This is a genomic window from Microvirgula sp. AG722, from assembly GCF_003269145.1.
Lineage (GTDB): Bacteria > Pseudomonadota > Gammaproteobacteria > Burkholderiales > Aquaspirillaceae > Microvirgula > Microvirgula aerodenitrificans.
Genome location: NZ_QLTJ01000001.1, coordinates 261,258 through 275,066, shown reverse-complemented (window position 1 = coordinate 275,066; position 13,809 = coordinate 261,258). Strand labels below are relative to the sequence as shown.

Here is a 13,809-nt window from a genome sequence, read left to right as displayed (position 1 = left end):
AAAGCCAGAAAAAAAACCGCACCCGGTTCAGGGGGCGGACTGGATGGAATCAGCGGGTGGGAACCGGCGTGGCGGCGGCCGGGCTCTCCTCGACTTCATCGGTGGTGATGACGGTCATGTCCTGGCCGCGTCCGCTGTCGCGGGAAGCCGGCCAGTCGGTCACGATCAGCGTGCTGCCGGTGCCGAGGGTGGACAGGATCCTGCTGGCCAGCGCTTCGGGCACATGGACGGTGCCGAGCACGGCGGCCGGGGTGTCGCCGCGCGCCGGCGCGCCGACGCTGACCGTGGACCAGCGCAGGGCCTGCGCGGCCTCGCCGAGGGACATGCCCGGTGTCGGCTGGTTCAGCAGGGTGAAGACCGAAGTGTTGCCGCTGCCGGTACTGTCGTCGAAGCCGACGACGGCCTCGCCGACCTGCTGGCCGTTGCGATAGGCGTACAGGCGCTGGTCGGCACGGCTGACCAGCAGAGACAGCGTGCCGGAAGCCGGGTCGGGATCATTCCAGAACTCGCGCCCCTCGTTCGGTGCGACCGGCTTGCCGTCGACCACGGTCGGTGCCAGCCAGCCCGGGCTGCCGATATTGCTCGGCGCCGACCGGGTGTTGGCGATGATGACCGTGGTCGACTGGAAGCCGGTGACGCTGAACAGCGCCCTGGCGAAATCCATCGGCAGGCGGATGCAGCCGTGCGAGGCCGGATAGCCGGGCAGGTTGCCGGCATGCATGGCAATGCCGTCCCAGGTCAGTCGCTGCATGTACGGCATCGGTGCGCTGTTGTACAGGCTGGAACTGTGGGTCACTTTTTTCTGCAGGATGGTGAACACGCCGGTCGGCGTGTCCTTGCCCGGCTTGCCGGTGCTGACGGTCGACACGCCGATGCTGATGCCGTTGCGATACACATAGGCACGCTGCTCGTCGAGGCTGACAACGATGGTGACCGGACCGTCCGGCGAGAATTCCGGATGCCACAGGAACTGGCCCGGCTTCAGCGCTTCGACCGGTGTCGGCTCGGCCCGGGTGGCCGGCGTCGCGCGTGCGGCATGGGCTGGCACCACGGCGGTCAGTGACAGCGCGGCGATGGCGGACAGGGCCAGGGCCCGGCGGGGAAAGGACCGCGTGCAGCGGCGGGGGGCAGCAATGAGGCAAGACGTCATCTGGAAAAACCATTCCCGATGGAAGTGAAACGAATCAACCCCGCCAGCCGTGCCAGGCAGATTGCCCGACAAAAATACGGCATGAATGAAAGCGCGACGGGATCAGGGGGGACAGCGGCGATACTAGCATGATTTATCAGGCGGTTTTTCCTGAACGGCTGGCCGGTCGATCCCCTCGCCATCGGCGTGGCCGGAAGGATATTTCAGTGATCCTGCATCAGGCCGGGCCGGCAATCCTCCCCGGCCGGCCATGGCGCTTGCGGCAATGCAACATAAACGGTCGGGCCGGTGCGCCGCAGTGCGGCCGGTCATGCTAGGCTGGCGCCTTGTTCCTGCCGCCCGATCGTCCGATGTCTGCCGTTTCCGTTCTGCTGATAGCCCTTCTCGCCGCGCTGCTGGGCGCAGTGCCGGTTTTCCTGACCCTGCGCAGCCGCACCGCCCAGGCGCTGGCCGAACAGGAGGCCGACTTCGTGGCCGAACTGGCCGCTGCCCGCGAGCGGGTGACGTCGCGCGAGGCCGAATGCGCACGTCTGCGCGAGGCGCTGCTGAACCGTGACGAGGATCTGGCCGCCAGCCAGGCGGTAATCGACACCCTGCGCATCGAGCATGCGCAGCTGGTCGAGCGGGCATCGCGGCTGCCGCAGCTGGAAGCGCAGCGGGTCGCGGCCGAGCAGGCCCGGGCGACCCGCGAGCAGGATGTCGCCCGGCTGATGGCCGAACTCAGCGAATTGCGGACCCGGCTGGAAGGCGAGCGCAATGCGCACGACGACAAACTGCAGACGCTGAACGATGCCCGCTCGCAGATGGGCGAGCAGTTCAAGAATCTGGCCAACGAGTTGCTGGAGGAAAAGTCGCGTCGCTTTACCGAGCAGAACCAGCAGAACATCGGCGCCTTGCTCGGCCCGCTGAAGGACAAGCTCGGCGAGTTCCAGAAGCAGGTCAGCGACAGCTATGCGCGCGAATCGAAGGAGCGCTTCTCGCTGCAGCAGGAAGTGATGCGGCTGGCCGATCTGAACCGGCAGATCAGCGAGGATGCGGTCAACCTGACCCGTGCGCTGAAGGGCGGCAACAAGACCCAGGGCAACTGGGGCGAAGTGGTGCTGGAAAGCGTGCTGGAGTCGTCCGGGCTGCGCCGGGGCGAGGAATACACCATCCAGGAAAGCTTCAATCGCGAGGATGGCAGCCGCCACCAGCCCGACGTGATCCTGCAACTGCCGGAAGGCAAGCAGATCGTCATCGACAGCAAGGTCAGCCTGAACGCCTACCTGCGCTATACCGAGGCCGACGATGATGCCGGCCGTGCGCTGGCGCTGCGTCAGCATCTCGATTCACTGCACGCCCATATCAAGGGGCTGTCCGGCAAGAACTACCATGACCTGTACCAGCTGAAATCGCTCGATTTCGTGCTGCTGTTCGTGCCGGTCGAACCGGCCTTCATGCTGGCGGTGACCTCGGACCGCAATCTGTTCTCCGATGCCTACCAGCGCAATGTGCTGCTGGTCAGCCCGAGCACGCTGCTGGCAACGCTGCGCACCATCGCCAACCTGTGGCGGCAGGAGCAGCAGACCCGCAATGCCCAGGATATCGCCCGCCAGGCCGGGCAGCTGTACGACAAGTTTGCCGGCTTCGTCGGCGATCTGGACGAGGTCGGTCGCCGGCTGGCGCTGACGCAGAAGTCGTACGATGCCGCCCGCAACAAGCTGGTGGCCGGACGTGGCAATCTGGTGCGCCAGGCCGAGCGCTTGCGCGAGCTGGGCGTCAAGCCGAACAAGACGCTGCCGGCCGGGCTGCTGGAAGCGGCCGATGATGCGAGCGCCGACCTGCCGGCGCCGACACCGGACGCGCTCGACGACTGACCCCCGGTTTCTCCATCCCGCGATCTGCCCGGCGCCCGCTTCGCCGGGCAGATCGTCTTTGTGTGTCCCCTCGCTGTAAAAATATCCGCGTGCCGTCAGCTGCGATGCCCGGGCCGACAAACGGTACGCCCTGCGCCGCGCCGGTAAAACGGACCGGCCCGTCATGGTTTTCCATACTCGCGGCATGGGTTTGGCGCGTGCATTTCTGCGCGCCGCACGGACCGTCCGCCGGCATGATCTTGCCTCGTTCTGGCCGGTGGCTTAAAGCGAAAAAAGCGCCGGGCGAGGTGGCCGGCGACGACGATGGCATCCGGTCGCCGACGGCCGGACGACAGGGCTGGCGTGGCAGGGGAGAGACAAATGTCGTGGAAACTGGACAGTGTGACAACGCTGCTGATGGCCGTGCTGATCCTGCTGCTGGGGGCGGCGATCAACCGTCGTGTCGGGCTTCTGGCCCGCTGCAACATTCCGGAGCCGGTAACGGGCGGCATTGTGTTCGTTGCGCTCGTCAGCCTGTTTTTTTCCGTTTCAGGCCACAGCATCGTGCTGGATCCGTCGGCGCGGGGGCCCTTGCTGCTGGCCTTTTTTTCTACCGTCGGGCTCGACTCGGACTGGACGCTGCTGAGGCGTGGCGGGCCGCGCCTGCTGCTGTTCCTGTCGCTGATCGTGCCGTACGTGCTGCTGCAGAACCTGATCGGGCTCGGCCTGGCCTGGGTGTTCGATCTGCCGCCGGCAATGGGGCTGCTGACCGGCTCGATCACCCTGGTTGGCGGCTACGGCAGTGGCGAGGCGTATGCGCAACGCTTTCTTGACCAGTTCAATCTGCAGGGCGCCGAGGAAGTGGCCATGAGCATGGCGACATTCGGGCTGCTGGTTGGCGGGCTGACGGGCGGGCCGGTGGCGCGCTGGCTGATGAAGCGCCACCGGCTGCCAGGTGCCAGCCCGGCCGCCGGCGACCATGAGCGGCCCGACGGTGCGCGGGTGCTGGTCACGCTGGCCCTGGTGCTGGCCTGCGTGGCGGGCGGCCCGGCTGTGGCGCAGCAGTTTGCCGACCGCGCCTTCGAGGTGCCGGCCTTCGTCTGGTGTCTGCTGATCGGCGTACTGCTGCGCAACACCGGGCCGCGCCTGCATCTGTTCCGCGTGCACGGGCCGACGCTGGAGATGTTGTCAGCGCTGTTTCTGTCCCTGTTCCTGGCCCTGTCGATGCTGTCACTGCAGCGCTGGGCACAGCTCGGGCTGACCTTCCCGCTGCTGCTGATGGTCGTGATCCAGACCGGCGTGGCAACCCTCTACGCGATCCGGGTCTGCTTTCGCTGCATGGGGCAGCAGTACGATGCAGCCGTGCTGTCGGCCGGTTTCTGCGGATTCATGGTTGGATCGACCGCGACCGCCGTGGCCGGCATCCAGGCGGTCACCCGCCACTACGGACCGTCGCCGCTGGCGTTCCTGATCGTGCCGCTGGTTGGCGAGTTCTGCGTCAGCCTGGTCAATGCGCTGGTCCTGACCGGTTTTCTGTCCCTGCCTGCCTTCCGGATGCCATGAAACCCGTCTGCCTGCTTCTGCTCCTGCTGCTGGCCGGCTGTTCGCCGTCACCGCCACCGGCACAACTCGTCCACGATCTGCAGCAGCGGCTTGACCGGGACTTTGGCGAGCGGCGGCTGGTGGTGGAGACGCTGGACCGGCTGGGCAGTGCGCCGGACCGCATGGCTCCCGCGCAGCGGGTGGTCTACTTTCGCGTCGCGCTCCGGCTGGGCCAGCCATACGACTTCGGCGCCTGGCGGACGCACAATGTGGCCCGGCTGGCCGAACTGATCGGCTGCGGTCCGCGCGGGCTGTACGGGGTGCGCGCCGGTGGCAACTGGGCCGGCGATACGCTGCGCGCCTTTGGCCGCATCAGCTATCGCCGTGCCGGCAAGGGCTGGCAGGTCGTGGCCACGCCGGTGGCGGAGAGAGCCATGCCGCCAGCGGGCAGGCCGGTACCGCCCGACACCGTCGAGCGGCTGACCCATGCGCTGTCGACTGCCGTACATGCGCTGTCCGGGCCGGCGCGACCGGCATCGGACCGCATTGTCGAAGAGGAGCTGGGCTCCGCACTGCAGAATATCGAGAACCGGCTGGCCCGGCTGCAGCAGGGACTTGCCCTGGCCAGCGGCGAACGCGGCGGCGAATACTGGCGCATCGGCGAGGCCATGGCGACCGTGCGTGGCAGCGCACCGGCAGTGGTCAATATCGCCACCAGTGGCAGCGTGGCGAACCTGGAACTGCTGGATGACGGGACGGTCGGCGTCGCCATTGTCCAGGCCGACGTGCTGCTGGCGGCCGCCAGGGGCGAGGGCGTGTTCAGCGGGCGGCGGCCGGATGGCGGGCTGCGCCTGCTGGCGCGGCTGTATCCGGAGGCGGTGCATGTCATCGTGCGTGACGGGTTGCCCGTGTACCGGATCGCCGACCTGCGCCAGCGACGGGTGGCGATCGGTTCGACCGACTCCGGCGCCCGGCAGACGGTGGTGGAAGTGCTGCGCCGGCATGGCCTGACCGCGGCCAATGGACTGAAGGCCGAATCGATGGCGTTGCGCGATGCGCTGACCCTGTTCGCCGCGGGCCGGCTCGATGCCATCATTCACACCATCGGGGTGCCGTCCGCCGATCTGGCCGTGCTGGCGCGCAGCCAGCGCATCCGTCTGCTGCCCCTGGACAACGCGGTGATCGAGGCGATGCGGCGGGACAATCCGGTGTATCTGGCGTTTTCCATTCCGGCCGACAGCTATGACGGGCAGCGGCAGGCAGTGGCGACACTGGCGGTGCCGGCGCTGCTGGTGGCACGCGACACCCTGAGCGGTGATGCGGTGCAACGTGTGCTCGACCTGCTGTACCGGCAGGCGGATTTCGCAGCGCTGGGCAGTCGCCAGGGGGCGTGGATCCCGCGCGATGCCGCCGGGCAGGCCGGCGGACCGGTGCCGATGCATGTGGCCGCCGTGCCGGCCGTCGAAGGGCCGCCATGAAAAAGCGCCCGACGGCGAGAATCCGTCGGGCGCTTTCTGCGTCAGCCAGCTACGCTCAGCCCGGAATCATCCAGGTGAAGTAGTAGGCCTGCAGGTAGGTGATGATGCCGATCACGGTCGCGAACAGCAGGCTGTGCTTGATCGTGAAGCGGAACAGGTCGGATTCCTTGCCGACCAGGCCCACGGCGGCGCAAGCTACGGCGATCGATTGCGGCGAGATCATCTTGCCGGTCACGCCACCGGTGGTGTTGGCGGCGACCAGCAGCGTGTCGTGGACACCGATCTGGTGCGCGGTGGTGGCCTGCAGCGAGCCGAACAGCGCGTTGGACGAGGTATCGGAGCCGGTCAGGAACACGCCCATCCAGCCGAGGAACGGCGAGAAGAACGGGAACGCCGCGCCGGTACCGGCCAGCACCAGGGCCAGCGTCGACGACAGGCCCGAGTAGTTGGCGATAAAGGCGAAGGCCAGCACCATCCCGATCGAGAACACCGGGCGCTTGAGTTCGTTCAGCGTTTCGCCGAAGGTCTTCAGGCCATCGGCCGGCTTCATCTTCAGCACGAGCATCGAGATGAGGGCGGTCAGCAGAATGGCGGTACCGGTGGCGGAGATCACGTCGAACTTGAACACCGCATCCATCGGCTTGGCTTCGGCGACGATCGGCGCGGCCTTGATCACCAGATTGTGCAGGTACGGCATTTCAAACTTGATGGTCAGGCCGGCGAGTACGCCATCCTTGTCGAACAGGGCCTTGAACGGCTTCAGGCTCCAGATGGTCACCACGGCGGTCAGGATGATGAACGGCGACCAGGCCTTGATGACCTGACCCATCGTGTACTGCAGCTTCGGCTTGTCGGCCTTCGGACGGCTGGCGCTACTGCCGCCCAGCGTCGCGGCGCCCCCTGCCGACACCGACATGGTGGCGAAGGAGAAGGTGTTCTTCGGCTGCCAGACCTTCAGGAAGGCGGTCAGGCACACCAGGCTCACCAGGGCGGAGGTGATGTCCGGCAGTTCCGGCCCGAGGTAGGTGGCGGTCAGGAACTGGGTGACGGCGAAGGTGGCGCCTGCCACCAGCACGGCCGGCCAGGTTTCGCGGATGCCCTTGAGGCCGTCCATCATGAACACCAGCCAGAACGGAACCAGCAGCGACAGCAGCGGCAACTGGTGACCGGCCATCTGGCCGATCAGGTGCGGATCGATGCCCGTCACCTTGCCGGCGACGATGATCGGCACGCCCATCGCGCCGAAGGCCACCGGTGCGGTGTTGGCGATCAGGCACAGGCCGGCGGCGTACAGCGGGTTGAAGCCCAGGCCGACCAGCAGCGCGGCGGTGATGGCCACCGGTGCGCCGAAGCCCGCCGCGCCTTCCAGGAAGGCGCCGAACGAGAAGCCGACCAGAATCATCTGCAGCCGCTGGTCATCGGTGATCGATACCACCGACGCGCGGATGATCTCGAACTGACCGGTCTTGACCGTGATCTTGTACAGGAACACGGCCGTGATGATGATCCACGAAATCGGCCACAGGCCGTAGAGGAAGCCGTAGCCGATCGAGGCCAGCGCCATGCCGACCGGCATGTTGTAGGCGAAAATCGCCACGGCCAGAGCGATCAGCGTGGTCAGGGTGGCGGCGATGTGCCCCTTCATGCGCAGTACCGCCAGCGCGATGAAGAAGAACACGATCGGCAGCACGGCGACGGCGGCCGAAAGGCCGAGGCTGCCGAGCGGCTCGTAGATTTGCGTCCAGGTCTGCATCTTGAAAATTTCTCCCTGGCTGCGGGGCAGGGCCGCGCAGCGCAGTCATTTGGTCATTTAAGTCGTTGAAGCCGCCTGTTGTGATCTTGTGTGGCGGCAGTCGACGTGTTCGTCATCGGGTGACGTCGTCAGCGGCTGTCCGGGTATGACTCTGATGCCATAGGGCGGTGTTCTCCTTTGTAGGTCGTGTAGTGGCGGGGCGCGAGGCCTCTTGTTATCGTCAGGCAGGGAGGGTGTCGGTCTGCCGTGTACAGCTGCACTGGTCGAGCAGTGCTTCGATGCTCTGGTATTCGATGTCGCCGTGCGCCGTCAGTCCGATCTGGCAGGTACGACTCATCGACACGCCGGAATCACAGCCGCCAATGGCCGGCTTCAGTCGTTTCAGGCTGTTGGCGTTCAGTTCCGGGGTGGTGAAACCCTTGTCGCCGGCAAAACCGCAGCAGGCGATGTCCGGCACGGTCACCCGCTCGGCGCACTGCCGGGCCAGCGCCACCAGCTGAGGGCCGACCCCCATCTTGCTGGCGTTGCACGGTACATGGACCGCCAGGCTGGCGACCCTGTGCGGGAAGTCCAGCTTTGGTACCACGAACTTGGTCAGGAAGCTGGCGGCGTCGTACAGCTTCAGTCGCGGGTCGACCAGACCGGCTTTCTGTGCGTCGAGCAGGCGCAGCGCGCACGGTCCGTTGTCGACATAGACCGGAATTTCGCCATTGCGCGACGCGGCCAGCAGCGCGGCGTTGGTGTCGGCGCTGGCGCGGTTGGCGGCCTGGGTGGCGTTCTTGGAATCGAAGGGCTGGCCGCAGCACAGGCTGGCCAGCTGCTCGGGGTAGATCGCGCGCAGGCCGGCCTTGGCGAACAGGCTGACGGTGCTGGCGGCCACGCTGTCGCGACCGTGGCTGCCCTCGGCCAGGGTGCGGTTCACGCAACTGACGAAGTACACGACCGGCTCACCATGCGCGGCCGGGGCCGGCAGGGCGGCGGCGGGGCGCGGTGTCGACGCCGGCAGGATCGGGATGGTCGGGAACAGCTTGTGCGCCAGCCGGGTGGCGCCGATGGCAGTGTCGTCGCCAAGCACGCTGCGGGCGGCATGGAAGGCGCCGAGCCCGGTACGGGCGGCAGCGGTCAGCGTGCGCATGTGGGTGGCCGACCAGGTCGCCATGCCCGGACTGCGCGTCGGTCCCTTGAGCTTTTTCATCAGCTCGCCGGTGTTGATGCCGACCGGGCAGCGGGTCGCGCACATGCCGGTCGCGGCGCAGGTGTCGATGCCGTAATACGGGTAGTCGCGCTCGAAGGCTTCCAGCCGTTCGGCGTCGGCGCCGCTGCGGCGCAGGTCGTTGATCGCCCGCCACAGCACGATGCGCTGGCGTGGCGTCAGTGACAGGCCGTTGCTCGGACAGGCCGGTTCGCAGAAGCCGCATTCGATGCAGCGGTCGACCAGCGGGTCGGCGGCCGGCATCGCCTTCAGGTTCTGCAGGTGGACCTGCTCGTTGGCGCTGATGATCACGTCCGGGTTCAGTACGCCATGCGGATCGAACAGGCGCTTGATGGTCAGCATGATGTCGTAGGCATCGCCGCCCCACTCCAGCCTGACGAACGGGGCAACGTTGCGGCCGGTGCCGTGCTCGGCCTTCAGCGAGCCGCCGAATTCGACCGCAACCAGTTCGCTGACCGCGTCCATGAAGTCGCTGTAGCGGCGGACTTCGTCAGCGGTGTCGAAACTCGGGGTGAAGACGAAGTGCAGATTGCCTTCCAGCGCATGGCCGAACAGCAGCGCCTCGTGATAGCCATAGCGCTCGAACAGCACGTTGAGCCGGCGCACGCCATCGGCCAGGTGCTCGATCGGGAAGGCGACATCCTCGATCACCACCGTGGTGCCGACCGGGCGTACCGCGCCGACCGCCGGGAACAGCCCGGAGCGCACCGACCAGTAGATGGCGGTGACGCCGGCATCGGTGGCGAAACCGCTTTCCGCCGCCGGGGTAAATCCGGCCACCAGCCCGTTGATGGCCGCGCACTGGTCGGCGAGGATGGCGGCGCTCGGCGCGCGGGTTTCGATCAGCAGCGCGGCGGCTGCATCGGGAATCTCGCCGTAGAGGAAGTCCGGCAGACCGGCCTTGTCCTGCACGGCGCGGATGCTCTTGGCGTCGATCAGCTCGACCGCGTCGACCGGCGCCTGCTCGCGCAGCGCCGTCACCGCACGGCAGCAGGCATCGAGATCGTGGAACAGGGTCAGCGAGCTGGCCTTGTGCGGATGATCCGGCACGGTGTCGTAAGTGATGCTGCTGATAAAGGCCAGCGTGCCTTCCGAGCCGATCATCAGGTGGGCCAGCATGTCGACCGGGTCATCAAAGTCGACCAGGGCGTTGATGCCGTAGCCGGTGGTGTTCTTCAGCCGGTACTTGTGGCGGATCTTCTGTTCCAGCGCCGGGTTGGCGCGGATGTCGGCCGCCAGCTGCGCCAGCCCGGCCAGCAGGACGGCATGCGATTCGCGGAAGGCCGCAACGCTGAGGGCGTCGCCGGTGTCCAGCACGGCACCGTCCGGCAGCACGACCCGGATTGCCGACAGCGTGTGGTAGCCATTCTGCTTGGTGCCGCAGCACATGCCGCTGGAGTTGTTGGCCGCCATGCCGCCAATCTTTGCGGTGGCGATCGATGCCGGGTCCGGGCCGATCTTGCGGCCCAGCGGCGCCAGGGTGTTGTTCGCGTGCTGACCGATCACGCCCGGTTGCAGCCGGATGCGCGCGCCGCCATCGAGGATCTGCTGGCCGTTCCAGTTGTCGCCCAGCGTGACCAGCACCGAGTCGCTGACCGCCTGACCGGACAGCGAGGTACCGGCGGCGCGGAAGGTGACGGCCACGCCGACCGCATGCGCCTCGCGCAGCACGGTGCGGATTTCGCTTTCGCTTTCGGCGCGGATGACGATCTTCGGCACCAGCCGGTAAAAGCTGCCGTCGGTCCCGTAGGCCAGGGTGCGGGTCGGGTCGGTAATCAGCCGTTCGTCGGGGATCGACTGGCGGACGGCGGTGTAAAACGCCTGATGCGAGGCGGACATCATCGGATCGGCTTCCTTAACGACGGTTGGCCATGCGCTCGGACAGGGTCCGGGCAGCGGGCTTCAGCGGAACGTGGTTCTGGGTCCAGCCCAGCTGCTTTGCCGGCGTCAGCATGCGGAAACGGGTCGCCAGCCAGCTGAACACCCGGTAGCGGGCGGGACTGGTGAGAATGAAGCGCCACAGGCGCCAGGCGGCGAGCTGGCGCGTATCGCGCCCTGCGCCCTGGCCGCGCAGCGGATGGGCCGGGTGCTCGTGCGGATCGCGGATGGCCTCGGTGCGCAGGCGGATCAGCAGGTCGGGAATCGGAATCCGGACCGGGCAGACCTCGCCACAGGCGCCGCACAGGCTGGAGGCGGTCGGCAGGCTGGCGGTCGCTTCCAGGCCGAGCAGGTGCGGCGAAATGATTTCGCCGATCGGACCCGGGTACACCGTGCCGTAGGCGTGACCGCCGACGCGGGCGTAGACCGGGCAGTGATTCATGCACGCGCCGCAGCGGATGCACTGCAGCGTCTTGCGCAGCTGTTCGTCGGCGTAGGCCTGGCTGCGGCCGTTGTCGAGCAGCACCAGGTGGACTTCTTCCGGGCCGTCGAGCTCGCCGGGCTTGCGCGGGCCGGAGATCATGTTGAAGTAGGTGGTCACCGGCTGGCCGGTGGCGGAGCGGGTCAGCAGCGTATACAGCGGCGGCACGTCGGCCAGCAGCTCGACCACTTTTTCGATACCGGTGATGGCGATGTGCATCGGCGGCACCGTCGTGCACATGCGGCCATTGCCTTCGTTCTCGACCAGACACAGCGTGCCGGTCTCGGCCACGGCGAAGTTCACCCCGGAAATGCCGGCGTCGGCGCTGACATACTTGTCGCGCAGCACATGGCGGCCGATCTGGATCAGTTCGTCGACGTCAGTGGTATACGGGGTGTCGGGAATGTGTTCATGGAACAGGCCGGCAATCTGCTCTTTGGTCTTGTGGATCGCCGGCATGATGATGTGGCTGGGCTTTTCGCCGGCAAGCTGGACGATGTACTCGCCCATGTCGGATTCGATCGCCTCGATGCCGTGTTCGGCCAGATGATGGTTGAGCTCGGTTTCCTCGCTGACCATCGACTTGCCCTTGACCGCCAGTTTGCCGCCACGGCGGGCGATCAGGCCCTGGATGATCGAGTTCGCTTCTTCCGGCGTTTCCGCCCAGTGCACCTGGACGCCGTTGCGGGTCAGGTTGGCTTCCAGCGTTTCCAGCAGTTCGGGCAGTTTGGCCAGGCAGCGCTGGCGGATGGCTTCGCCCAGCGTGCGCAGCTGCTGCAGCTCGGCCTCGTCCGGGAACATGGCCGCGCGCTTGCTCATCAGGAAGTCCATCGCGCCACGGAAACTCTGGCGCAACAGCGGATCGTTCACCGCTTCGTGCGAACGTGAACGGAAGGCGGTGCCGGGATAGACCGTAATCGGCTGGGCGTTCATTGCGCGGTTCCTTCCACGTCGTTGACGGAAACGTCAGTCGGCAGCACGCACAATACAATCAGTTCGCGCGGACCATGGGCGCCGTAGGCGACGGTCTGCTGGATGTCCGAGGTCTTGGACGGACCGGAGATCAGCAGCGAGTTGGTCGGCAGGCCGTTTTTCCAGCCTTCGACCTGCATGGCCTGGTACAGGGTGTCGTACATGCGGCTGGCGTCGAACAGCGCGATATGGACCGGTGGCACCAGACTCATGGTGCGCGGCTCGTCCGGCGTCGGCCAGGCGATCAGGCTGCCGGTACTGCAGATGCCGGCGCGCACGCTGGTGAAGCCGGCATCGACCTCGTTGAACAGTTCGGCCTTCCATTCGTCGATGGCGCGGTCGTAACCGTGCATGCGCGGCGGCTTCGGCTGTGCGGCGAGGGTGTCCATCGCCCGTTTGCCGTGCGCCGTCGCCGGTGCCAGCAGCAGGCGGCCGATCTGTTTGTCGCTGACTACGCGCACCAGTGCGGCGTCCCAGTCCGGTTCGCGGCAGAACACCACCTCGGTGCGCACGGCACGCATCATCATCGCCCATTCGGCAATCATCGCCGTCAGCGGGCGTTGCGGGCGGGCGGCGTAGAACGCCGCAATATCGGGTTCGACCGCTGCGGCTGCCGGGGCGGCGCGCAGCTTGCCGAGAATGCTGTTGCGTGCGCTCATGCCTTGCCTCCGGTGCGTTCGAGCAGGAAGGTGGCCAGGTGCTTGCCGTTGAACGGGGCATTGTCCTTGCACAGCTTGCCGTTGATGTTCATCAGACAGCCGGCATCGGCGGTGACGAACTCGGTGGCGCCGCTCTGCTGCAGCGAGGCGGCCTTGTCCTCGACCATCGCGCCGGCGATATCCGGGTGACGGATGCTGAAGGTACCGCCGAAGCCGCAGCATTCCGACTCATGGCCATGGACCACGCGCTCGACGTTGGCGAGGCGGTCGACCAGCGCCCAGCTGTTCAGGTGGGTGCCCATCTCGCGGCGCGCACTGCAGGAGGTGTGGACCGCGACTTTTGCCGGCGCGCCCTGGTCCTGCGGATGCCAGTCGAGCACATTGAGCAGGAAATCGGACAGCTCGACCACGCGGGCCGACAGCGTACAGGCCAGGGCCTCGTCGCGGTCGCCGGCGAACAGCGTTGGCCAGTGATGCCTGATCATGCCGCCACAGGAACCGGACGGCACCACGATCGGCCAGTCCTGCGGAAACAGCCCCAGCTGCGCCCGGGCCACTTCGCGCGCCTCGTCCGGCACCCCGGTGGTGTAGGCCGGCTGTCCGCAGCAGCTCTGGCCCTGCGGATAGTGGACCCGGATGCCTTCGCGCTCGAGCAGGGCGACGGCATCGACGCCGGCATCCGGCAGGAACAGGTCCAGCAGGCAGGTGCCGAAGAAATACACGTCCTGCGGCCGGGGACAGCTTGCCGTCATGATAGGTTCCTCTGTGGTTGGCTAATTGGTATGACCAATTATTTATTCTGGTTTGGCAATCTATTAAGATTCGCAGGGTCTTGTCAATCGGGATCT

General features: G+C 66.8%; 9 protein-coding genes. 3 read left to right on the top strand and 6 right to left on the bottom strand.

Features of this window, described 5'->3' with window-relative positions; translation table 11 throughout:
- Positions 1-49 precede the first annotated feature (49 nt).
- The gene (locus tag DFO50_RS01230; RefSeq protein ID WP_051528637.1) at positions 50-1,150 is read right to left on the bottom strand and encodes a L,D-transpeptidase; all 1,101 of its coding nucleotides are present in this window, start codon (positions 1,148-1,150) and stop codon (positions 50-52) included.
- Between the two features lie 350 nt (positions 1,151-1,500).
- On the opposite strand from DFO50_RS01230, the gene rmuC reads away from it, so the two are divergent.
- From rmuC to DFO50_RS01215, 3 genes are all read left to right on the top strand, one after another.
- Positions 1,501-3,006 (top strand): DNA recombination protein RmuC, encoded by a 1,506-nt coding sequence (gene rmuC / locus DFO50_RS01225; RefSeq protein ID WP_028498078.1) that lies wholly within the window; start codon positions 1,501-1,503, stop codon positions 3,004-3,006.
- Between the two features lie 360 nt (positions 3,007-3,366).
- Complete coding sequence (gltS, locus tag DFO50_RS01220) at positions 3,367-4,548, top strand: sodium/glutamate symporter (RefSeq protein ID WP_028498077.1); 1,182 nt, start codon at positions 3,367-3,369, stop codon at positions 4,546-4,548.
- Entirely contained in the window at positions 4,545-6,005 is a 1,461-nt protein-coding gene (locus DFO50_RS01215) for a TAXI family TRAP transporter solute-binding subunit (protein ID WP_028498076.1), read from the top strand. Before gltS ends, DFO50_RS01215 begins: the two co-directional genes overlap by 4 nt.
- A 55-nt stretch (positions 6,006-6,060) precedes the next feature.
- On the opposite strand, the gene DFO50_RS01210 is transcribed toward DFO50_RS01215, so the two are convergent.
- From DFO50_RS01210 to DFO50_RS01190, 5 genes are all read right to left on the bottom strand, one after another.
- Positions 6,061-7,758, bottom strand: coding sequence for a lactate permease LctP family transporter (locus DFO50_RS01210; RefSeq protein WP_028498075.1), 1,698 nt, complete (start codon positions 7,756-7,758; stop codon positions 6,061-6,063).
- A 220-nt stretch (positions 7,759-7,978) separates the two neighbouring features.
- Complete coding sequence (locus DFO50_RS01205; protein ID WP_084299797.1) at positions 7,979-10,813, bottom strand: FAD-binding and (Fe-S)-binding domain-containing protein; 2,835 nt, start codon at positions 10,811-10,813, stop codon at positions 7,979-7,981.
- A 13-nt stretch (positions 10,814-10,826) separates the two neighbouring features.
- Positions 10,827-12,263, bottom strand: a complete 1,437-nt coding sequence (locus DFO50_RS01200) for a LutB/LldF family L-lactate oxidation iron-sulfur protein (protein WP_028498073.1) — start codon at positions 12,261-12,263, stop codon at positions 10,827-10,829.
- Positions 12,260-12,961, bottom strand: a complete 702-nt coding sequence (locus tag DFO50_RS01195) for a lactate utilization protein (protein ID WP_112691925.1) — start codon at positions 12,959-12,961, stop codon at positions 12,260-12,262. Before DFO50_RS01195 ends, DFO50_RS01200 begins: the two co-directional genes overlap by 4 nt.
- On the bottom strand, positions 12,958-13,713 hold the full coding sequence (locus DFO50_RS01190; RefSeq protein WP_028498071.1) for a (Fe-S)-binding protein: 756 nt from the start codon (positions 13,711-13,713) through the stop codon (positions 12,958-12,960). The genes DFO50_RS01195 and DFO50_RS01190 overlap by 4 nt, the downstream gene beginning before the upstream one ends.
- Positions 13,714-13,809 lie beyond the last annotated feature (96 nt).

What these genes read in the sequence shown, in the direction of transcription:
- DFO50_RS01195 (WP_112691925.1), bottom strand. Translation starts at nt 12,961, where the DNA reads ATGAGCGCACGCAACAGCATTCTCGGCAAGCTGCGCGCCGCCCCGGCA.
- DFO50_RS01215 (WP_028498076.1), top strand. Translation starts at nt 4,545, where the DNA reads ATGAAACCCGTCTGCCTGCTTCTGCTCCTGCTGCTGGCCGGCTGTTCG.
- DFO50_RS01210 (WP_028498075.1), bottom strand. Translation starts at nt 7,758, where the DNA reads ATGCAGACCTGGACGCAAATCTACGAGCCGCTCGGCAGCCTCGGCCTT.
- DFO50_RS01190 (WP_028498071.1), bottom strand. Translation starts at nt 13,713, where the DNA reads ATGACGGCAAGCTGTCCCCGGCCGCAGGACGTGTATTTCTTCGGCACC.
- gltS (WP_028498077.1), top strand. Translation starts at nt 3,367, where the DNA reads ATGTCGTGGAAACTGGACAGTGTGACAACGCTGCTGATGGCCGTGCTG.
- DFO50_RS01205 (WP_084299797.1), bottom strand. Translation starts at nt 10,813, where the DNA reads ATGATGTCCGCCTCGCATCAGGCGTTTTACACCGCCGTCCGCCAGTCG.
- DFO50_RS01230 (WP_051528637.1), bottom strand. Translation starts at nt 1,150, where the DNA reads ATGACGTCTTGCCTCATTGCTGCCCCCCGCCGCTGCACGCGGTCCTTT.
- DFO50_RS01200 (WP_028498073.1), bottom strand. Translation starts at nt 12,263, where the DNA reads ATGAACGCCCAGCCGATTACGGTCTATCCCGGCACCGCCTTCCGTTCA.
- rmuC (WP_028498078.1), top strand. Translation starts at nt 1,501, where the DNA reads ATGTCTGCCGTTTCCGTTCTGCTGATAGCCCTTCTCGCCGCGCTGCTG.